At 69.0% G+C, this 20,053-nt stretch carries 20 protein-coding genes; 16 read left to right on the top strand and 4 right to left on the bottom strand.

Annotation, left to right across the window (positions count from 1 at the left end; translation table 11 throughout):
* Positions 1–38: 38 nt before the first annotated feature.
* Positions 39–1,298: a DUF3592 domain-containing protein gene (locus tag WS57_RS27905; RefSeq protein ID WP_081061670.1), complete on the top strand. Its 1,260-nt coding sequence runs from the start codon at positions 39–41 to the stop codon at positions 1,296–1,298.
* A gap of 53 nt (positions 1,299–1,351) precedes the next feature.
* Here the strand turns inward: WS57_RS27905 and WS57_RS27900 are convergent, their stop codons facing one another.
* A complete protein-coding gene (locus WS57_RS27900; protein ID WP_009695807.1) occupies positions 1,352–2,269 on the bottom strand; it encodes a LysR family transcriptional regulator in 918 nt (305 codons plus the stop codon).
* A gap of 90 nt (positions 2,270–2,359) precedes the next feature.
* Between WS57_RS27900 and WS57_RS27895 the strand changes: the two genes are divergently transcribed.
* Positions 2,360–3,373, top strand: a complete 1,014-nt coding sequence (locus WS57_RS27895; RefSeq protein ID WP_208610307.1) for a zinc-dependent alcohol dehydrogenase family protein — start codon at positions 2,360–2,362, stop codon at positions 3,371–3,373.
* 30 nt (positions 3,374–3,403) lie between these two features.
* Here WS57_RS27895 and WS57_RS27890 read toward each other — a convergent pair whose 3' ends face one another.
* The gene (locus WS57_RS27890; protein WP_069245126.1) at positions 3,404–5,545 is read right to left on the bottom strand and encodes a hypothetical protein; all 2,142 of its coding nucleotides are present in this window, start codon (positions 5,543–5,545) and stop codon (positions 3,404–3,406) included.
* A gap of 665 nt (positions 5,546–6,210) precedes the next feature.
* Here WS57_RS27890 and WS57_RS27885 point away from each other — a divergent pair.
* The 5 genes from WS57_RS27885 (at position 6,211) to WS57_RS27865 (ending at position 9,350) form a co-directional block, all read left to right on the top strand.
* Positions 6,211–6,741, top strand: a complete 531-nt coding sequence (locus tag WS57_RS27885) for an isochorismatase family protein (RefSeq protein WP_069245125.1) — start codon at positions 6,211–6,213, stop codon at positions 6,739–6,741.
* A gap of 275 nt (positions 6,742–7,016) precedes the next feature.
* A complete protein-coding gene (locus WS57_RS27880) occupies positions 7,017–7,331 on the top strand; it encodes a Dabb family protein (RefSeq protein ID WP_009695812.1) in 315 nt (104 codons plus the stop codon).
* Positions 7,328–7,807 carry a PaaI family thioesterase gene (locus WS57_RS27875; protein ID WP_009695813.1) on the top strand — a complete coding sequence of 160 codons (480 nt, stop codon included), beginning with the start codon at positions 7,328–7,330 and terminating at the stop codon, positions 7,805–7,807. The genes WS57_RS27880 and WS57_RS27875 overlap by 4 nt, the downstream gene beginning before the upstream one ends.
* A gap of 105 nt (positions 7,808–7,912) precedes the next feature.
* Complete coding sequence (locus WS57_RS27870) at positions 7,913–8,875, top strand: alpha/beta hydrolase (RefSeq protein WP_059512754.1); 963 nt, start codon at positions 7,913–7,915, stop codon at positions 8,873–8,875.
* Positions 8,876–8,909: 34 nt separating this feature from the next.
* Positions 8,910–9,350 (top strand): GNAT family N-acetyltransferase, encoded by a 441-nt coding sequence (locus WS57_RS27865; RefSeq protein ID WP_059512752.1) that lies wholly within the window; start codon positions 8,910–8,912, stop codon positions 9,348–9,350.
* Positions 9,351–9,374: 24 nt separating this feature from the next.
* Here WS57_RS27865 and WS57_RS27860 read toward each other — a convergent pair whose 3' ends face one another.
* A complete protein-coding gene (locus WS57_RS27860) occupies positions 9,375–10,220 on the bottom strand; it encodes an NRDE family protein (protein WP_059512750.1) in 846 nt (281 codons plus the stop codon).
* A 73-nt stretch (positions 10,221–10,293) separates the two neighbouring features.
* A complete protein-coding gene (locus tag WS57_RS27855; protein WP_059512749.1) occupies positions 10,294–11,331 on the bottom strand; it encodes a YgfZ/GcvT domain-containing protein in 1,038 nt (345 codons plus the stop codon).
* Between the two features lie 76 nt (positions 11,332–11,407).
* On the opposite strand from WS57_RS27855, the gene mltG reads away from it, so the two are divergent.
* The 9 genes from mltG to WS57_RS27810 all read left to right on the top strand — a co-directional run bounded on the left by mltG (position 11,408) and on the right by WS57_RS27810 (position 20,006).
* Positions 11,408–12,427, top strand: a complete 1,020-nt coding sequence (mltG, locus tag WS57_RS27850) for an endolytic transglycosylase MltG (RefSeq protein ID WP_059512747.1) — start codon at positions 11,408–11,410, stop codon at positions 12,425–12,427.
* Entirely contained in the window at positions 12,427–13,047 is a 621-nt protein-coding gene (tmk, locus tag WS57_RS27845; protein ID WP_009693817.1) for a dTMP kinase, read from the top strand. Before mltG ends, tmk begins: the two co-directional genes overlap by 1 nt.
* 19 nt (positions 13,048–13,066) lie before the next feature.
* Positions 13,067–14,095 carry a DNA polymerase III subunit delta' gene (locus WS57_RS27840; protein WP_060335350.1) on the top strand — a complete coding sequence of 343 codons (1,029 nt, stop codon included), beginning with the start codon at positions 13,067–13,069 and terminating at the stop codon, positions 14,093–14,095.
* An 86-nt stretch (positions 14,096–14,181) separates the two neighbouring features.
* Positions 14,182–14,961, top strand: a complete 780-nt coding sequence (locus WS57_RS27835; RefSeq protein WP_009689491.1) for a TatD family hydrolase — start codon at positions 14,182–14,184, stop codon at positions 14,959–14,961.
* A 42-nt stretch (positions 14,962–15,003) separates the two neighbouring features.
* Positions 15,004–15,714: an ankyrin repeat domain-containing protein gene (locus WS57_RS27830; protein ID WP_009689490.1), complete on the top strand. Its 711-nt coding sequence runs from the start codon at positions 15,004–15,006 to the stop codon at positions 15,712–15,714.
* 117 nt (positions 15,715–15,831) lie between these two features.
* A complete protein-coding gene (locus WS57_RS27825) occupies positions 15,832–16,188 on the top strand; it encodes a Rap1a/Tai family immunity protein (protein ID WP_011885036.1) in 357 nt (118 codons plus the stop codon).
* A 105-nt stretch (positions 16,189–16,293) separates the two neighbouring features.
* Positions 16,294–17,466: a mechanosensitive ion channel family protein gene (locus WS57_RS27820; RefSeq protein ID WP_040127553.1), complete on the top strand. Its 1,173-nt coding sequence runs from the start codon at positions 16,294–16,296 to the stop codon at positions 17,464–17,466.
* Positions 17,467–17,494: 28 nt separating this feature from the next.
* Positions 17,495–18,673: an AAA family ATPase gene (locus WS57_RS27815; RefSeq protein WP_059601964.1), complete on the top strand. Its 1,179-nt coding sequence runs from the start codon at positions 17,495–17,497 to the stop codon at positions 18,671–18,673.
* A gap of 268 nt (positions 18,674–18,941) precedes the next feature.
* Positions 18,942–20,006, top strand: coding sequence for a glycosyltransferase family 4 protein (locus WS57_RS27810; protein ID WP_069245496.1), 1,065 nt, complete (start codon positions 18,942–18,944; stop codon positions 20,004–20,006).
* The last annotated feature ends 47 nt before the right edge of the window (positions 20,007–20,053 follow it).

The following is a 20,053-nucleotide window of genomic DNA, read 5'->3' as shown; positions in this document are numbered from 1 at the left end:
CGTGACGGCGCCGGGGCGAATCGTTCGCGCGAGTGCGCGTGGCGGGCTGCGAGCGACGGTTTGCGGAGGCGAGCGCTGCGGACGGTATCATGTCGCCCGACAGAGGCATCACGGAGCGACAGCGTGGCGAGAGCCGGTTCGACAAGAAGAAAAGTGCGGGTATCGATTCGGAAAGGCGCGAATCGGCTGCGGATCGGCGGGGCACTGCTTTCGTCGTCTGCCGCGATGGCGCGCACCGACACGAATGCGCCGCCGGGCAAGAATGGCGCCGACGCGCGCTGTCGCTGCGCGTTGATTCAGGCCGGGCCGGCGGGACAATGATGCCGAAGCATGCGACCGACGTGGCGCGCGCTCATGCGCGCCGGCGCGTGAACGTGTTCCTGCTGATCGGCGTGGTACTGCTGGCGAGCGCGGCCGTCTGGATCTATACGTCGATCGCGGCCACTCACCGGATGGTGGCTGCCGAGGCCGTCGTCGTCGGCTTTTCGCACGACGGTTACGACACCGGCCACTATCGGACGGTCTATCAGTTCGTGACGGCCGATGGCGAGGTCGTGAAGGTGACCGGGCATCTCGCGTCGACGTCGCCGGGCGCGAACCGCGGTGACCAGGCCCGGCTTTACTACGATCCGGCCCATCCGGCGGACGGCGTGATATTCGCCGGGTTCTTCGAGCGTTGGTTCGGGATCCTGATCCTGACCGTCGTCGGCGTCGTATTCGCCGGGATCGGCATGCTGTTCGCACGGGACGGCCCGTCCGCGTCGTCGGGGCAGGCTCTGGCCGCCGAGGCCGAGCGTCGAGCTGCGGCCCGGTCCGAACCGCGGGCCGAAGAGATGAGCATCTGGGCCGGGCTCGCGGTCGTCGTCGGACTGCCGCTGCTGCTCGGCGGAGGCGCGTTGGGCGGCGCGGCTGCGCTCTACCTGCACAACCAGCAGCAGATTCGCGATTACGTCCACACGACCGGGCAGGTCGTCGAAATGGCCGAACGCAGGCGCAGCGGCCGGGAGGCCGGCAGCTTGTATTCGGCGATCGTCGCGTTCAGGACGGACACCGGCCGGACCGTCACCTTCGCGCAAGGCTCGTCTTCGACCGGCAACACGCTGAATACCGGCGACACCGTGCGCGTGCTCTACGACCCGCGCAATCCCGACCATGCGGTCGTGCGCAGTTTCGGCGAGCAGTGGGGCGCGATCCTGATCCTGTGTGCGATCGGCGTGCCGTTCGTCGCGGTCGCGCTCGGCTTCGGCGGGTATGCCGCGCTGGACGCCCTGCGCGACCTGATGCGCCATCGCAAGTGAACGACGACAACGCGTGACGTCGTGATGCGCCGCCGCGCGCCGAAACCGGCCGCTTACTTCGCGAGCAGCGGCGGAAGCGCCGTCAGCACCGCATCGATCGCCACGCGCAACTTGTACGGCAGAAACCGCGTCGCGGGCCACACCACGTGCATCGGCGTGCCGGCCGACGCCATGTGGTCCATCACGCGCACCAGCGCGCCCGTGCGCAGCGCATCGCGCACCAGCCATTCGGGGACGTGCACCAGCCCCGCACCGCGCATCGCGGCCGCGACCAGGCTGTCGATGTCGTCGAAACCGAGCCGATAGGGCAGCGCGGGCTGCACGACGCGACCATCCGGCTCCGTCAACGTCCACGGATTTGCGCGGCCGCCGTGCAGATAGACGATGCAGCGGTGCGCGCCGAGCTCGGCCGTGCTGCGCGGCGCGGCATGCGCGCGCAGGTATGCCGGCGACGCACAGACGACCATCGCCTGCATGCCGAGCGGGCGCGCGACCAGCGTATCGCTGTCGGGCAGCGCGCCGCTGCGGATGGCGAGGTCGACGCCTTCGTCCGCGAAGTCGACCACGCGATCGGTGAAATGTCCTTCGACCTGCAGCCGCGGATGCCTGTCCGCGAGATCGAGCAGCAGCGGCGTCAGATGATGGCGCCCGAACACGACGGGCGCACTGACGCGCAGCCGCCCGGCCGCTTCGCGACGCCCCGCTTCGAGCATGTGCTGCGCGGCGTCGAGTTCCTCCAGCGCCTGCGCGCACCGTTCGTAGAACGCCTGGCCGTCGTCGGTCAAGGCGAGCCGTCGCGTGGTGCGCACGAACAGCCGCGTGCCGAGCCGCGCCTCGAGCCGGCCGATGGCCTTGCCGACCGCCGAGCGCGTCTGTCCGAGCCGCGCGGCCGCCTGCGCGAAGCTGCCGGCGTCGACCGCGGCGACGAATGCGCTGATGCCGGCCAGCCGGTCGTGCGAGATTGGTTCCATTTTGTCTACTTTGTGTCGAGAAAACCGCGCCACATGGCGAATCGAGGAATCATTATCCTGCCGATTCCCTGTTTCGTTATCGGAGTCGCCATGTCGTCCCTCATGCAGCGCTGGCAATCGCCGGCTTTCGGTCGTCAACACCTTGAACTCGCGCGCGTGCCGGTGCCCGTGCCGGGGCCGCGCGACGTGCTGGTGCGCGTGGATGCGGTCGCGCTGAACTACCGCGACCTGCTGATCCTGCGCGACGGCATGGGGATGGTGGTGCCGTTTCCGCTGGTGCCCGGCTCGGACATGCGCGGCCAAGTCGTCGCGACCGGCGCGGACGTCGACGGCTTTGCGCCCGGCGACGCGGTGATCAGCACCTTCTTCACCGGCTGGCAGGACGGGCTGCAGCCGCGCGGCAGCGTGCCGCTCGGCGTGCCGGGCCCCGGCATGCTGTCCGAATACGTGGTGCTCGGCAAGGATTCGCTGGTGGCGGCGCCGCGCACGCTCGACGCCGCGCAGGCGAGCACGCTGACCTGCGCGGGGCTGACTGCCTGGTATGCGCTCGCGGAAGCGTCGAAGACGCGGCCCGGCGATACGGTGGTGGTGATCGGCACGGGCGGCGTCGCCTTGTTCGCGGTGCAGATCGCGCATGCGCAGGGCGCGCGCGTGATCGTCGTGTCGGGCAGCGACGCGAAGCTGGAACGCGCGAAACGGCTCGGCGCGCACGACGGGATCAACCGCACCCGCACGCCCGACTGGGCGGCCGAGGTGCGCGCGCTTACCGGCGGACGCGGCGCCGATCACGTGCTCGAACTCGCGGGCGCGGACAATTTCGGGCGTTCGCTGGCGTCGCTTGTGCAGGGCGGCCGCGTGTCGGTGATCGGCAATCTCGGCGGCGATGCGCTGACGACCTCCGTGTATCCGCTGCTGACGGGGCGTGCGACCGTGCAGGGGATCGGCGTCGCGCACCGGCGCGCGCTCGAGGACCTGGTGCGCGCGGTGGACTGGCTGAAGCTGACGCCGGTGATCGAACGCGAGTACGCGTTCGACGAACTGCCGGCCGCGCTCGATCATCTCGAGCGCGGCGCGTTCGGCAAGGTGGTGGTGCGGGTGCGCTGAGCGGCGTCACGCCGATCGACGCGCGGCGCGCTATCGCGCCGCTAGCGCGCTGTTGGCGGTCAGGCCGTCGTCCCGGATGTTCTGCGACGCCTGCCACCAGTACTTGCCGGTACGCAGTTGCGGGTCGCGGATCGCGAGATACGTGGTGCTCCACAGCTGCGCGGCGTTGGCTTCGGTCGCGTCCGCGCTGCGCGTGCCAAATGCGTCGGTCTGGTACCGGCCGTTCGCGTACGACCAGGTCCACATCTCGGACGTGCGCATGTCGCGTCCGTTCGAGATCACCTGCCAGATCGTCTGGCGCGCCTGCGTGAGCAGCGCGCGCGTCGCGTCGGACAGGTCCTGGCGGCCCAGCTGGCGATCGAGCCCGGCCACCCACATCGCCTGCTGCCACGACCAGATCACGGTGCCGTGATACGCGGAACTCGTGAACTTCGGCCACAGCGTCTGGCTCGCGTACGCGGGGTTCGCGATCAGCATCCCGACGTCGGTCACGAGCCCGGTCGGGAACGGCCGCGTGACGTCGGCGACGATGCGCTGAAGCTGGTCGTCGGGCGGCGTGCCGAACAGCAGCGCGAAGCCGCCGTCGGAATTCATCACCGGGATCGGCTGGCCCTGCTGGTCGAGCGACAGTGCGTAGAAGCTCAGCGGCGCGCCGGGCGCCGTGCCGGCCGGCACGCCGGCGCTCGGCGCATAGGCCGAGACGTCGGCCGCCGCCTGCGCGGCCGGTACGCTGACCTGGAACAACGGCGGCGCCTGCTGTTCCCAGACTGCGGCTTCGTTCGCCGTGTCGGCGAGCGCGGCGCGCTGCGCGGCATCCAGATACGGATCGAGCAGGCCGTGTGCGAGGAACGCGTTGGCCGCGCGCAGTGCGGCCGGCACCAGCACCGCGTTCACGTCGTACGGGTAGACGCCGCCTCCGAGCCCGTCGGTGCTGTCGCGCCAGTTGCCGACGATCTCGCCGGGCCGCAGATGGATCAGGTTCGCGACCGACGGCTGCTGCGCGAACGGTTTCGCGGTGCTCGCGACATGCAGCAGGTTCACGACGAGGCGGCTGCCGTTGGTCTGCCCGTCGCTGCCGCGCTGCGCCAGATACGCGGCGGCGCGTGCCTGGCCGCGCGTGTCGTCGATTAGCCACGCAGCGGCGATCGGCGCGAGCAGGTAGTCGCCGTCGATCATCTTGTAGTCGTAGGTCGGCGATGGATCGTTCGGCCGCCCGTTCTTCCGGTTGTCGACCAGCGCGAATTCGCCGATGCCTTCCTCGTGCGCGACCTTGCCGTCGTCCGACAGGCGGCCCAGCACCGACGACAGGCCGGCCTCGATCGCCGCGGGTTCGAGTACGGGCATCAGCATGCGCACCGAGATCAGCGTGTCGCGGCCGAAGTACGTGTCGTACTGCCACGAGCCGGCCAGCAGCTTGTCGTGGAAGCTCAGGAATTCGAGCACGTTCTGGCTGACCGGATCGGGGTTCACCGACGGCGCCAGCAGGTCGGCGCGCGTGATCGGCGACAGCGGCGTTTCGCCCGACAGCGCATCGACGTGCAGCTTCAGCGTGTGCGCGCCGGCCGGCGCGCGCAGTACGAGCTTGCCGCCTGCCGCCGGCGCAATGCTGCCGCCGTCGCGCAGCGTGATGCGCAGCGCATAGCCGGGCGCGCCGTCGATGCGGTCGCGCTGCCATTGCGCGCTGCTGCCTTGCAGCGTCGGCGCGGTGACGATGTCCGGCGGAATCGTCGCGCCGCCGTTGAAGTCGCGCAGGAAGCGCACGTTGCTGAGCAGGCTCTGGCGGATCGTCAGCGTGTCGGTGTCTACCGACACGTCGGCGCCGATGCCGTACAGCGGCCGGCCGTGCGTGTCGGGCGCCGACAGCGCGGAGGGCGCCGTGTCGAGGCTCCAGTTGACGGGCTGGGCGGTGTCGTCGAACCACAGGCCCGTGCCGCTGTTGCCGGCGGGGAACACGACGAGCAGGCGCGGCTTCGTCGACGAGCGCACCAGCAGATGGGCGGCGACCTTGTCCTGGCGGTAGAACGCGTTGATCTGGCCGCCGGTTTCCATGCGGAACGACAGCGCGGCCTGGTTCGACGGCGGGTTGGACGGTGCGATGTCGTCGTCGTTGCAGGCCGCGAGCAGGCCGGCGCAGACGATTCCCGCACACAGTGATTTCGCAAGGCGATGCATCTCACGTCCCTCCTGATGACTGGCGATTTTTATGAGATTTCTCGAATGAGCGGAGGCTCGGTCTGCTTCTTCCGGTGTCGCGGCATTCAGGTGAATGCGGAATTAATCCGGTGTAATGCGGGGGCGAACTCAGCGAAAAATAACCGGCGGGCGATTAAATGCCGAAATTTAAAGCAAAAGGAAGTGCCGCCCCGATGAGGCATCAACGACTGCTCTGCAGGCATCCCGGCGCAGGGCCGGTGGGTGGGCGGCGTGGAAAATGAAACGTAAGCCGCCGTAGGGGATTCTAAAGTTCTGCTAAAGTCGAAGTCAATATTGATTGGGCAGCTTTAGGATAATTCCGTTAAACCGGGTTGTAATTATTTCTGGCGCGGTCGGTAAAAGATGCAAAATAATCGGGATGAGGCTCGTCTAATCGGCTGACTGGAAAACAATCGACGCGCGTATTGTCGATTGATGTCGAACCGGAATCGAATCGTTGTGATCGTCTTTGCGACCGACGATTTCGCTGAATACACCCGGCATCGGGTGGTGCGAGCAATTGCCGTTCCTCCTACGGTTCGAGTGGCAGGCGATTCCCGCTTCGGATTCGCGCGATCGTGCCATCGGCGTCGGCGACTTTTGGTAGGCTTGGAGCCTGCCTTGGTCAATCGGGAGAATGCGCCGTGCTGCACGTGTCCGACGATTCGGTACTCGTATTGGTTGATTTTCAGGCTCGGCTGATGCCGGTGATTCACGAAGGGGCGTCCGTCGTCGCGCAGGCCGTTCGACTGGCCCGGATTGCGCAGTTGGTCGGCGTGCCGGTCGTCGGTACCGAGCAGAGCCCGCTCCAGCTCGGGAGGAACGTGCCGGACATCAAGGATCTGTGCTCGGACACCGTCGTCAAGGACCATTTCGACGCGTGTGCGGACGGTCTGGTCGATGCGCTGCCGCCCGCGCGCAACACGGTTGTCGTCGCCGGCTGCGAGGCGCACGTGTGTGTGTTGCAGACGGCGTTCGGCCTGTTGCGCGGCGGTCGCAAGGTCACGGTGGTCAGCGATGCGGTGGGATCGCGCCGGACCTTCGACCGCGACGCGGGGATCGCCCGGCTCGGCGCCGCGGGCGTGCAGATCGCGACGGTCGAGATGCTCGGATTCGAATGGCTGGGCTCGAGCCGGCATCCGCGTTTTCGCGAGGTGCTGCGCCTGATCAAGTGAATCGCGGCGGCGGTGTGCTGCCGGGTGCTTGAACCACCGCGACATCGTCGCCGAACCGGCAAGTTTGGTACGCTTGCGGCCGACGTTCGCAAACGGCACGGAGAAAAATGCGGGCATCGTCGCCGCAGCTGTGGAATGATGTCCGTTTCGATTCCTGCTTGCCGAGCGCGCCTGCGTTCGCTGTTCGCGCGAGCGAATGGCGGCGCGGCGGAACATGCATGACCGGCAGCGGTTTCAGCCGCAACGGCGGATCAACACGAACTGGAGCAACCGAAGTGATCAGACATATCGTCATGTGGAAACTGAAGGAGTCGGCAGAAGGCGCGACGCGCGCACAGAACGCGCTCCGCCTGAAGGAAAAGCTCGAAGGCTGCCGCGACATCGTGCCGGGCATCCTGCAGCTCGACGTCGGCATCGCGACGCCGGGCCTCGAAGCGACCTGCGACGTCGTGCTCGTGTCCGATTTCGCGGACCAGGCCGCGCTCGACGCGTACCAGGTGCACCCGGTTCACCAGGAAGTGAAGAAGTTCGTCGTGGCCGTGGTCGAAGGGCGCCAGTGCCTCGACTATCTCGTCGACAGCGCACGATGAGCGACGCGGCATCCGGGACGGACATCCCGTCGATCGAAAGCCCGTTCGTCGACCTGCTCGGCGTGCGGCTCGTGTCCGCGAAGGACGGCGCAAGCGAGATCGCGCTGTCGCTCGACCAGCGGCACATGAACACGTGGAGCATCGCGCACGGCGGCGTGACGATGACGCTGTCGGACATCGCGCTCGCGATGGCCGCGCGCAGCCTGACCGACGACGGCGTCGGCGTCGTCACGGTCGAGATGAAGGTGAACTTCATGCAGCCGGGGCGCGGCGAACTGCGCGCATACGGCCGCGTGATGCACCGCTCGACGACGATGGCGTATTGCGAGGGCGAGGTGCGCGACAGCGACGGCAATTTCGTCGCGAAGGCGCTCGGCACGTTCAAGTACATGCGGCGCATCGCGGTCGGCCGCGACATCAAGCGGCAACGCACGCGCACCGCGCCGGACGCACAGCCCGGCCCGAGCGACGCGTAGGCGCGCGCGTCGACGGCCCCGTGTCGATCCGAGCGGGGCCGTTTCCACCGTGGCATCATGTGGCGCTTGTCCTCTCACGGCGTCGCGCAGGCGCCGTTTTCATCGATGCCGCTGAATCCGAAGATCGCCCAGGTGCTCGACATGGTCGAGCGCGCGAAACGCCCGTCCTATCATCATCAGACGCCGCAGCAGGCACGCGCCGCATACGAACGGAGCGCGCCGATCCTCGACGTGCCGCCCGCGCCGATGCATTCGGTCGAGGCGTGCATCGTGCCGACGCGCGACGGCAGCTCGATCGGTGCGCGCCTGTACGTCCCGGTCGAGCCGAGCCTCGCCGAACCGCTGCCGGCGCTGGTGTACTACCACGGCGGCGGCTTCACGGTGGGCAGCATCGATACGCACGATGCGCTGTGCCGGATGTTCGCGCGCGACGCGCAATGCGCGGTGCTGTCGGTCGACTACCGGCTCGCGCCCGAGCACCGGTTTCCGACCGCGGTCAACGATGCCGACGACGCCTTGCGCTGGCTGCACCGCGAAGCGGCCGCGTTCGGCATCGACGCGGCGCGGCTCGCGGTCGGCGGCGACAGCGCGGGCGGCACGCTCGCGACGGTATGTGCGGTGCTCGCGCGCGACGCGGGCATCGATCTTGCGCTGCAGATGCTGATCTATCCGGGCGTGACGGGCTACCAGGACACCGAGTCGCATGCGCGGCTCGCGAACGGCTACCTGCTGTCGCAGGACACGATCCAGTGGTTTTTCTCGCAATACGTGCGCGATCCGGCGGACCGCGACGACTGGCGCTTCGCGCCGCTCGACGGCACGCGCGGCGCGCCGTCGTTCGCGGGCGTCGCGCCCGCGTGGATCGCGACGGCCGAGTACGATCCGCTGAGCGACGAGGGCGCCGCGTACGCGGACAAGCTGCGCGCGGCCGGCAATACGGTCACGCTGGTCCGCTATCCGGGCATGATTCACGAATTCTTCAAGATGGGCGGCTACGTACCCGAAGTGCGGGCCGCGCATGCCGATGCGGTGGCGGCGCTGAAGGCCGCATTCGACGACGACGCGTGACGGCGGGCGGCCGCAGCGCCGCGTGGAGGCAGCGATGACGGACGGCGTAGTGGAAACGGGTGACTGGACGACGCTGGGCGGCGATGCCGCGCGCATTCGCGACGCGGTGTTCGTGCGCGAGCAGCGCATTCCGCCCGAATGGGAACTCGACGACGACGATCCGCTGTCGTTCCATGCGGTCGCTTACCGGATCGATGCGGCGACCGGCGCGCGCCGCGCGGTCGCGACGGGCCGGCTGCTGCCGTCGGGGACGATCGGCCGCGTCGCGGTGCTGGCCGACGCGCGCGGGCAGGGCGTCGGGTCGGCCGTGCTGATCGCGCTGCTGGACGCCGCGCGGCGTCGCGGCGAGCCGCTCGTGCGGCTCTATGCGCAGGAATCGGCCGTGCCGTTCTACCTGCGGCACGGCTTCGCGGCGGCTGGCGCGCCGTTCGTCGAAGCGGGCGTGCGGCACGTCGAGATGACGCGCGCGCCGTGACGCCGCGAGCGGGCGCCGCGCGCGTCAGCGCGGCGCGCTCGCGTCGATGTCGAAGGTGAACGCGCGCTCGAACGCGCCGGGACGCACGGTGCGGTGCGAGCCGTCGTCGTCGCAGCGCTCCTTGATCTCGACCGTCAGCCGCACGCCTTCCTTCATCGTGACGCGCAGCGCGGTCGTGCCGCGCGTGCCGTATTCGGGCGTCTCGATGAACGCGGCCGACAGCGCGCGCTCGCGCTCGATCGGAATGCCGGTGTGCGGCAGCGCCTCGTCGTCGGCGACGTGCGGGTCGCGCATCAGTGCGATCAGGTCGTCGAGCGGCGGCATCGGATTGTCGGTCAGCAGCGTGCCGAGTTCCGCGCGCTTGCGCACCACTTTCGGCCAGGGCGTGTCGAGCCGTGCATTCGACAGCGCATGCACGCCGGCCGGGACCACGACGGGCGCAGCCACGCTGCTTTCGCCTTCGGCCGCGCGGTTGCAGAACCACGCGAGCTCGCGCCGCTTCCAGTCGCCGGCGAGCAGACTGAAGCCGTTGTAGACGGCCGCATGCTCGGCGAGCTGCGCGAGGTAGTCGAGCGGCGCGACGGACGGGCCGCCGAGGAAATCGGACACGAGCTTGCCGCGCGTCGGCGCACCCGCGCGGATGTCGAACGGCGCGCGATAGTTGGTCAGCGCCGCGAAGCGGCCGTCGCGCGAGACGCCGAGCCAGGTGCCGCCCGCTTCGAGGTCGCGGCCGGCCAGTACGCCCGGCACGTCCTCCCACCACGAAAGCGGCGCGCTCGTGCGGCGAAAGAACTCGTCGCGATTGGCGGCCAGCGTAAACACGGGACCGGCGGCGGCATCAGGCTGCCAGTCGAAGGCAATCAGACACATCGGGCGAATCTCTCGCAGGAAAGGTCGGGCGTCGGCCGCTTGCGGGCCGCCGCACGAACAGGTTGTCAGTGCGTCAGGCTTCGGTCGGCCATGCGTACGGCAGCGCGTCGAACGCGAGCGCCGGGCCGTCGGCCGAGCCGACGTGCACGCTGCCGCTGTCGAGCGCGGCCAGCTTGATCTCGGCGAGCGCGTCGACGCCGCCGGCGGGCGCGGCCGCCGCATTGACGATCATCCCGCACGGCTGGCCCGGATCGTCGCTGTGGAACAGCTCGACGCCGGCATGCACGGTGTCGGTGTCGCCCGCGACGTGCGCGAGCGCGGTGCGACGCTTGATCGTGCCGCGGTACTGGCTGCGCGCGACCACTTCCTGGCCCGGGTAGCAGCCCTTGCGGAAGTTGACGGCGCCGATCACGTCGAAGTTGACCATCTGCGGCACGAACTGCTCGACGGCCGGCTGCGTGATGCGCGGTTCGCCCGCGCGCACGTCGAGCCAGTCCCAGACGGCCGGCGACACGACCGGCAGCTTGCCGGCGAGCGCGGCCATGCGCGCATCGACCTCGTCGCGCGGGCCGACCCACAGATAGCGCTTGCGGCCGGCGGCGTCGGGCACGCGGATCAGCGCGCCGGCGGGGCCGTCGACCTTCACGTGCACGCCGTCCGGCAGCGCGTCGAAAATGCCCGACAATGCGTCGCGCACGTCGCCCGCGAAGCCGACCACCGCGAGCGCGTCGCTCGCGTCCGTCAGCTTCGCCTTGGCGCGCAGCACGAACATCGACAGCCGCTTCTGCACGGCGGCCTGCACGTCCTTCGACACCAGCAGGCGCACGCCGTGGCCGGCGCGCCACGCGAGGAACGACGCGAGCAGGCGGCCCTTCGGCGAGCAATAGCCGCTCAGGCGCGCGCTCGCGGCGTCGAGATGCTCGATGTCGTTGGTCAGCTGGCTGTGCAGGAACGTCGCGGCATCGTCGCCGGCCACGTCGATCACGCCGAACTGCGCAAGCGGCATGCAGGCGCCCGGCGCATCGAAATCGGCGGCGGACGGACGGGGGAATACGGGGAGCGAGGCGGATGCGGCGGCCTGGGCAGCCGGTGAAGCGAACGGTGTGCTCATGGAATGAGGGAACAGTCAACCCTGACTTTGACGAAGGCGAGCAAGTATTATATGGGTCTTACCTGAGTCACGTTCCATGTCCCTACTGAAGAAATGCGCCGCGACGGTCGCGGTGCTGGCCGTCGTTGTGGCCGCTGCCGGCGCGGGCGGCGGGTATTACTGGGCGACCCGGCCGCTGCTGCTCGGCGCCGCGTCGCTCGACGTCACGATCAAGCCGCGCAGCAGCGTCAAGAGCGTCGCGCTGCAACTGAAGCGCGGCGGCGTGCCGGTCGAGCCGTTCGGCTTCGTCGCGATGACGCGCCTGCTCGGGCTGTCGAGCCGGCTCAAGTCCGGCAACTACGAGTTCAAGACCGGCGTCACGCCTTACGACGTGCTGCAGAAGATCGCGCGCGGCGACGTCAACGAATATGTCGCCACGGTGATCGAAGGCTGGACCTTCAAGCGGATGCGCGCGGAACTCGATGCGAATCCCGACCTCGCGCACACGACGGCCGGCATGAGCGACGCCGAGCTGCTGCGCGCGATCGGCGCGTCGGACAGCGCGATCCAGCGCGGCAGCGGCGAAGGGCTGTTCTTTCCCGATACCTACCTGTTCGACAAGGGCACGAGCGACTTGAACATCTACCGGCGCGCGTACCACCTGATGCAGACGCGCCTCGACGAAGCCTGGGCCGCGCGCGCACCGGGGCTGCCGTACAAGACGCCTTACGAAGCGCTGACGATCGCGTCGATCGTCGAGAAGGAAACCGGACATGCGGCCGATCGCGCATTCGTCGCGGCGGTGTTCGCGAACCGGCTGCGCATCGGCATGCCGCTGCAGACCGATCCGTCGGTGATCTACGGGCTCGGCGACGCCTACGACGGCCGCCTGCGCAAGCGCGACCTGCAGGCGGACACTCCTTACAATACCTACACGCGACGCGGGCTGCCGCCGACGCCGATTGCGCTGCCGGGCGTCGCGTCGCTGCAGGCCGCGATCAATCCGGCCCCGACCAGCGCGCTCTATTTCGTCGCGAAGGGCGACGGCACGAGCGTGTTCTCCGATACGCTCGGCGATCACAACAAGGCCGTGGACAAGTACATACGAGGGCAATAATGGCGAGCGGTAAATTCATCACGTTCGAGGGCATCGACGGGGCGGGGAAGACCACCCACCTGCAATGGTTCTGCGAACGCCTGCAGGGCAGGCTGGCCTCGGCCGGCAAGCAGGTCGTCGTCACGCGCGAGCCGGGCGGCACGCAGCTCGGCGAGAAGCTGCGCGAGATCCTGCTGAACCAGCCGATGGACCTCGAGACCGAAGCGCTGCTGATGTTCGCCGCGCGCCGCGAGCATCTCGCGCTGGTGATCGAGCCCGCGCTCGCGCGCGGCGACTGGGTCGTGTCCGACCGCTTCACCGACGCGACCTTCGCGTACCAGGGCGGCGGCCGCGGGCTGCCGCGCGACAAGCTCGAGACGCTCGAACGCTGGGTGCAGGGCGGCTTCCAGCCCGACCTGACGGTGCTGTTCGACGTCGCGCCGCAGGTCGCGAGCGAGCGCCGCGGCGCCGCGCGCATGCCCGACAAGTTCGAAAGCGAATCCGACGCGTTCTTCACGCGCACGCGCAGCGAGTATCTGCGCCGCGCGGAAGAGGCGCCGCACCGCTTCGCGATCGTCGATGCGACGCAGTCGATTCCCGAGATCCGCCAGCAGCTCGAACGCGTGCTCGCCGCGCTGTAACCCGCAAGGAACGCATTTCATGATCTACCCGTGGCAGACCGACGACTGGAACCGACTGCAGCAGCTGCGCGCGCAATGGCCGCATGCGCTGCTGCTGCACGGCCAGGCCGGGATCGGCAAGCTGCAGTTCGCGCAGCATCTCGCACAGGGCTTCCTGTGCGAAGCGCCGCAGCCGAACGGCGCGCCGTGCGGCACCTGCGCGGCCTGCACGTGGTTCGCGCAGGGCAATCATCCGGACTACCGGATCGTGCTGCCCGAGGCGCTGGCCGGCGAAGCGCCGGGCGCCGCGGACGACGCGAAGCCGGCCGATGCCGACGAAGGCGGCAAGAAGACCCGCGCGCCGAGCAAGGAAATCAAGATCGAGCAGGTGCGTGCGCTGCTCGATTTCTGCGGCGTCGGCTCGCATCGCGGCGGCGCGCGCGTGGTCGTGCTGTATCCGGCCGAGGCGCTGAACGTCGCCGCGTCGAACGCACTGCTGAAAACGCTCGAGGAGCCGCCGCCCGGCGTCGTGTTCGTGCTCGTGTCGGCGCGCATCGACCGCCTGCTGCCGACCATCATCAGCCGCTGCCGGCAGTGGCCGATGAGCGTGCCGGCGCCCGACGCGGCCGCGGCATGGCTCGCGGCGCAAGGCGTCGACGATGCGCCTGCGCTGCTCGCCGAGGCCGGCGGCGCGCCGCTTGCCGCATTGGCGCTCGCGAGCGACGAGAACCGGCCGCTGCGCGATTTCACGCTCGGCCAGCTCGCGGCCGGCGCGGGGTGCGACCCGTTCGCGTGCGGCGAGGCGCTGCAGAAGCTGCCCGTGCCGCTGGTGCTCGGCTGGCTGCAGCGCTGGCTGTACGATCTGCTGGCGCAGCGGATGGCGGGCGCGCCGCGCTACTTCCCGACGCATGCGGCGGCGCTTGCGCGCTGTGCGCAGACGGTCGATGCGAACGCGTTCGCGCGCTTCATGAAAGCCGTCACGCGGCAGCGGACCGTCGAAAACCATCCGCTCAACGCGCGGCTCGTGTTCGAGGAATTGTTTCTCGGCTATCGGGAAATATTTGCTTGAGCGCGCATTGTTTCTCGCGCGTTGCGAAACGCTGACCGATGCGCGCCGCGACGCAGCGCGGCCGCCTTACGTATTCAGGAAACACGATGTTCGTCGACTCTCACTGCCACATCAATTTCAAGGGCCTCGCCGACCGCCTGCCGGCCGTGCTCGAGAACATGCGCGAGCATGACGTCACGCACGCGCTGTGCGTCTCGGTCGATCTCGAGACGCTGCCGGAGGTGCTGGCGATCGCGCAGGCGCACGACAACGTCTACGCGTCGGTCGGCGTGCATCCCGACCACGAGGATGCGAAGGAGCCGACGCTCGCGGAACTCGTCGAGCTGGCCGCGCATCCGAAGGTCGTCGCGATCGGCGAGACGGGCCTCGACTACTACCGGCTCGAAGGCCGCTCGATCGCCGACATGGAATGGCAGCGCGAGCGTTTCCGCACGCACATCCGCGCCGCGACCGCGACGATGAAGCCGCTGATCGTCCATACGCGCGCGTCGTCGGAGGACACGCTGCGGATCATGGCCGAGGAGCGCGCGGACGTGCCGGGCGGCGTGATGCACTGCTTCACCGAGCCGTGGCCGGTCGCCGAACAGGCGCTCGCGCAGAACTTCCACATCTCGCTGTCGGGCATCGTCACGTTCAAGAACGCGACCGACGTGCAGGACGTCGCGCGGCGCGTGCCGCTCGACCGGCTGCTGATCGAAACCGACTCGCCGTACCTCGCGCCGGTGCCGTATCGGGGCAAGCCGAATGAACCTGCGTACGTCAGCCATGTCGGACGCTTTATCGCATCCGAGCGCGGGATCGCCGTCGAGGCGCTCGCCGACGCGACGACACAGAACTTTTTCCGGCTGTTCAAGATCGCCCGTTAAGCGCGCGGCGCAGCCGACAACCCAGGGAAGGAGCCCACAACAATGACGAAGCCGACCAACTCTCTGCCGAAACGCGCACTCGTCGCCGCCGCGCTCGTCGCGAGCGGCCTGTTCGCCGCTGCCGGCGCGCATGCCGAGTCGCTGGACGCGATCGTCAAGGCGGTCAAGTTCGACGACATCGACGACATCGGCAAGCAGCTCAAGAGCGGCAAGCTCGATCCGAACACCGTCGCGCCGAACGGCGATCCGCTGCTGGTGATCGCCGCGCGCGAGAAATCCGACAAGGTCGCGGCGGCGCTCGCGACGACGCCGAACGTCGACCTCGAGAAGGAAGACAAGGCCGGCGAGAACGCGCTGATGCTCGCGTCGCTGAACGGCGACGTCGGCCTCGTCAAGCTGCTGATCGACAAGGGCGCGGAAGTCAGCAAGAAGGGCTGGGCGCCGCTGCACTACGCGGCCACCAACGGCCAGGACGCGGTCGTCAGGATCCTGCTCGACCACGACGCGTACATCGACACCGCGTCGCCGAACGGCACGACGCCGCTGATGATGGCCGCGCGCGGCAACCATGCGTCGACGGTCAACCTGCTGCTCGACCAGGGCGCCGATCCGCAGGTGAAGAACCAGCTCGGCATCACCGCGCTCGAGTTCGCGAAGCACTACAAGGCGCCGGACGCGATCGACATCCTCAGCAAGCGCACGGTGCGGATCGGTGCATCGGCACCGGCAGATGCGCAAAAGAGTGCAAAATGACGGTTTTCGGCGCGGCCGGGCGTCCCGCGTCGCCCCCGGCGGGGCGGCCAGTGGCGCCCGGCGCCGCGCCGGTCAAGGCAGTGAGCGGTCTCGGGCCGCATTGACATAAGGAACACCATGTTGCGGGCTATGTTTTGTGCCGCGGCGTTTGCCGTGCCGTTGTCGGCGGCGGCGTTCACGGGCGCGGATCTCGACCGGCTGTGCGCGAAGACGGACGTCAAGTCGCGGGCGTCGTGCGCAGCCTACATCGAAGGCGCCGCCGACGGCGTCTACAACACCATCGATGCGATCGGCGGCACGACCGGGCCGCGCGTCGGCCAGTATTTCTGCCTGCCGCCCGACATCCGCGCGCAGCAGATGACCGACGCGGTGCGCAAGTACATCGCCGAAAATCCGAAGCTGGCCGACTACAACGCGAGCACCGCGGTGTCGCTCGGTCTCGGCAAGGCGTTCCCGTGCAGGGGCGGCAACTGATCTGAAGCCGTGTCCGGGCGGGCGTGTGCCGCGCCTGTGCCGGACGTCGCCGACGCATCCAGGACGAGGCCTGCGCGCCTCATAACCGAAGCATCCCGGGCGCCGATGATTTCAATCGAGGAGTTGCAGCGCATCGCCGATGCGCCACTGCATTCATGGCTCGGCACGCTGTTCGTGTCGGTCGTCGTCGTGCTGGTCGTCACGGTCGTGCATCGTCTCGGTGCGCGCATCGTCAAGCGGATCGCGCAGCCGTATCCGCTGATGAGCGTGATCCTGCGCTACATCGACAAGCCTTCGCTCGTCGTCCTTGCGCTGCTTGCGCTCGAATTCCTGTGGCTGCAGGCCGACGACGGCATGTCGTTCGTGCGCGGAATGCGCACGGCCGCGGCGGTCGGCTCGATCGTGTCGCTGACCTGGCTGCTGGTGCGGCTCGCGGCCGGCGTCGGCGACGCGATCATCCAGGCGCATCCGATCGATACCGCCGACAACCTGCACGCGCGGCGCATCCATACGCAGGCGAAGGTGCTGGTGCGGACCGTGATGGTGCTGATCGTGATCATCGGCACCGGCGCCGCGCTGATGACGTTTCCGAACGTGCGGCAGGTGGGCGCGAGCCTGCTCGCGTCGGCCGGCGTCGCGGGGCTGGTCGCCGGTATCGCCGCGCGGCCGGTGCTCGGCAATCTGATCGCCGGGCTGCAGATCGCGCTGACGCAGCCGATCCGGCTCGACGACGTCGTCGTGATCCAGGGCGAGTGGGGCCGCATCGAGGAAATCACCGGCTCGTTCGTGTCGGTGCGGCTGTGGGACCAGCGGCGCCTCGTCGTGCCGCTGCAGTGGATCATCGAAAACCCGTTCACGAACTGGACGCGCAGCAGTTCCCAGATCATCGGCACGGTGTACCTGTCGGTCGACTACCGGACCCCGCTCGCGCCGCTGCGCGAGGAACTGGCGCGGCTCGTCCACGCGGCGCCCGAATGGGACGGCCGCGTGCAGGTGCTGCAGGTCACCGACGCTACCGAGCGCACGATGCAGTTGCGCGCGCTGGTCAGCGCGGCCGATTCGTCGCTGTGCTGGGACCTGCGCTGCCGCGTGCGGGAAGGCCTGATCGCGCACCTGCAGCGGCATTACCCGCAGTGCCTGCCGCGCAGCCGGATGGAGCTGTATCCGCACGAATCGGCGCCCGACGAACCGAATCCCGAACGGCCGCACGCGCGGCCGCCGGCCGCGAGCACGGCGGCCAATACGGCGGCCGACCCGAAGGCCGTCGACGGCCGCTGACGGCGGCCGTCTCGCTATCCCATCGCCCATGACCGCGCTGAAGACGCTTGCCGTTGCCCATTACCGCTCGCTGCGCGAGCTGACCGTGCCGCTGGCGGCGCTGAACGTCGTGACCGGGCCGAACGGCAGCGGCAAGTCGAGCGTGTACCGCGCGCTGCGGCTGCTCGCCGATACCGCGCAGGGCCGCGTGATCCCGTCGCTCGCGCGCGAGGGCGGGCTGCCTTCGACGCTGTGGGCCGGGCCCGAGCGCTTTTCCCGCGCGATGCTGGCCGGCGACGTGCCGGTGACCGGCACGGTGCGCAACGGGCCCGTCAGCCTGAAGCTCGGCTTCGCGTGCGACGACTTCGGCTACGCGATCGATCTCGGGCTGCCGGTGAAGAACGGCGCGTCGATGTTCGCGCTCGATCCGGTGATCAAGCGCGAATGCATCTGGGGCGGCCCGCTGCTGCGTCCGTCGACGCTGCTGGTCGACCGGCAGGGCGTACAGATCCGCGCGCGCGCCGCGTCCGGCGACTGGCGCACGATCCCGCAGCCGGTCGCGAGCTTCGACAGCATGATGACGGAGTTCGCGGATCCGACCGGCGCGCCGGAGATGATCGCGGTGCGCGAGCGGATCCGCTCGTGGCGCTTCTACGACCATTTCCGCACGGACGCGCAGGCGCCCGCGCGGCAATCGCAGATCGGCACGCATACGCCGGTGCTGGCCGACGACGGCGCGGACCTGGCCGCCGCGCTGCAGACGATCCGCGAGATCGGCGACGGCGCGGCGCTCGACGCGGCGATCGACGACGCGTTTCCCGGCGCCTCGGTCGAGATCGACAATCCGGGCGGGCGCGGCCGCTTCGACGTGCTGATGCGCCAGCCCGGGCTGCTGCGTCCGCTGGCGGCAGCCGAATTGTCGGACGGCACGCTGCGCTACCTGCTGCTTGCGGCGGCGCTGCTGACGCCGCGGCCGCCCGCGCTGATGGTGCTGAACGAACCGGAAACGAGCCTGCATCCCGATCTGCTGCCGGCGCTCGGCCGCCTGATCGCGCAGGCCGCGCGGCATTCGCAGGTGATCGTCGTGTCGCACGCGGCGCGGCTGATCGCGACGCTCGAGCGCGAGCCCGCCTGCGAGTCGCTGGTGCTCGACAAGCAGCTCGGCGCGACTACGCTGGTCGACGCGGACACGCGCGAGCTGCCGCCGTGGAAATGGCCGTCGCGCTGAACGGAGGCGGCCGGGGCGGTCGGCCCGAATGTATCCGGTCTGTAACAACGCCCATAAAATGCAAGACGGTCGACGTCCCGTATCGGGATCGCGAATAATGACGGGATATTCGACCGGCACTGTGCCGGTCGGCTTTGCGAGTCGGGGCCTGCCGGCCATCCTCGAACAAGCAGGGACGGCCGCGCCCGCGCCGGTCCCGCCGCCGGCCGGCCGCGGCAGATATCGGGCCGGAGCACGCGCCAAGGCGCCGACACAGGAGACGTGGACCATGAGAATTGCCCAGATCGCCCCGTTGACCGAATCCGTGCCGCCGAAGCTGTACGGCGGCACGGAGCGCGTCGTGTCCTACATCACCGAGGCGCTCGTCGATCTCGGCCATGATGTGACGCTGTTCGCGAGCGGCGATTCGACGACGCGGGCGACGCTCGAGCCGGTCTGGCCGCGTGCGCTGCGGCTCGACTCGTCGATCCGCGACCGCGTCGCGCCGCACATGCTGCTGATGGAGACGGTCGCGCGCCGCGCGAAGGACTTCGACGTGCTCCATTTCCACATGGACTACTACTCGTTCTCGGTCTTCAACCGCCAGGAAACGCCGTATCTGACCACGCTGCACGGCCGGCTCGACCTGCCCGAGCAGCAGCCGGTGTTCGACACGTTCAACACGGCGCCGGTGATCTCGATCTCGAACGCGCAGCGCCAGCCGCTGCCGCAGGCGAAATGGCTGACGACCGTCTACCACGGGCTGCCGGACACGCTCTACATGCCGCAGCCGGTCGAGCCGCGCTATCTCGCGTTCCTCGGCCGCATCTCGCCCGAGAAGCGCGTCGATACGGCGATCCGGATCGCCGCCCAGTGCGGGCTGCCGATCCGGATCGCGGCGAAGATCGACTCCGCCGACCAGGAATACTTCGATCGCGAAATCAAGCCGCTGTTCGCGCTGCCGCACGTCGAGTACATCGGCGAGATCGCCGATCACCAGAAGGCCGAATTCCTGTCCGGCGCGCATGCGCTGCTGTTTCCGATCGACTGGCCGGAGCCGTTCGGGCTGGTGATGATCGAGGCGATGTCGTGCGGCACGCCGGTGATCGCGTTCAATCGCGGCGCGGTGCCGGAAGTGATCGACGAAGGCGTGTCGGGCTTCATCGTCGAGGACGAGATCAGCGCGGTGGCCGCCGTGAACCGGCTGCACCTGTTGCCGCGCGCCCGTGTGCGGCAGCGCTTCGAGCAGCGCTTCACGTCGCGCCGGATGGCGCAGCAGTACGTCGAGGTCTACCAGTCGGTGATTCGCGCGCAGAAGCGCTCGCGCTTCAAGGTGATCGATTCGACGACCTGACGCAGGGCGCGCGCGGATAAAAAAACGGCGATGTCCGCGAGGACATC

Source organism: Burkholderia pseudomultivorans (assembly GCF_001718415.1).
Classification (GTDB): Bacteria; Pseudomonadota; Gammaproteobacteria; order Burkholderiales; family Burkholderiaceae; genus Burkholderia; species Burkholderia pseudomultivorans_A.
The sequence above is the reverse complement of the archived record's forward strand: the minus strand, read 5'-3'. Positions and strand labels throughout refer to the sequence as shown.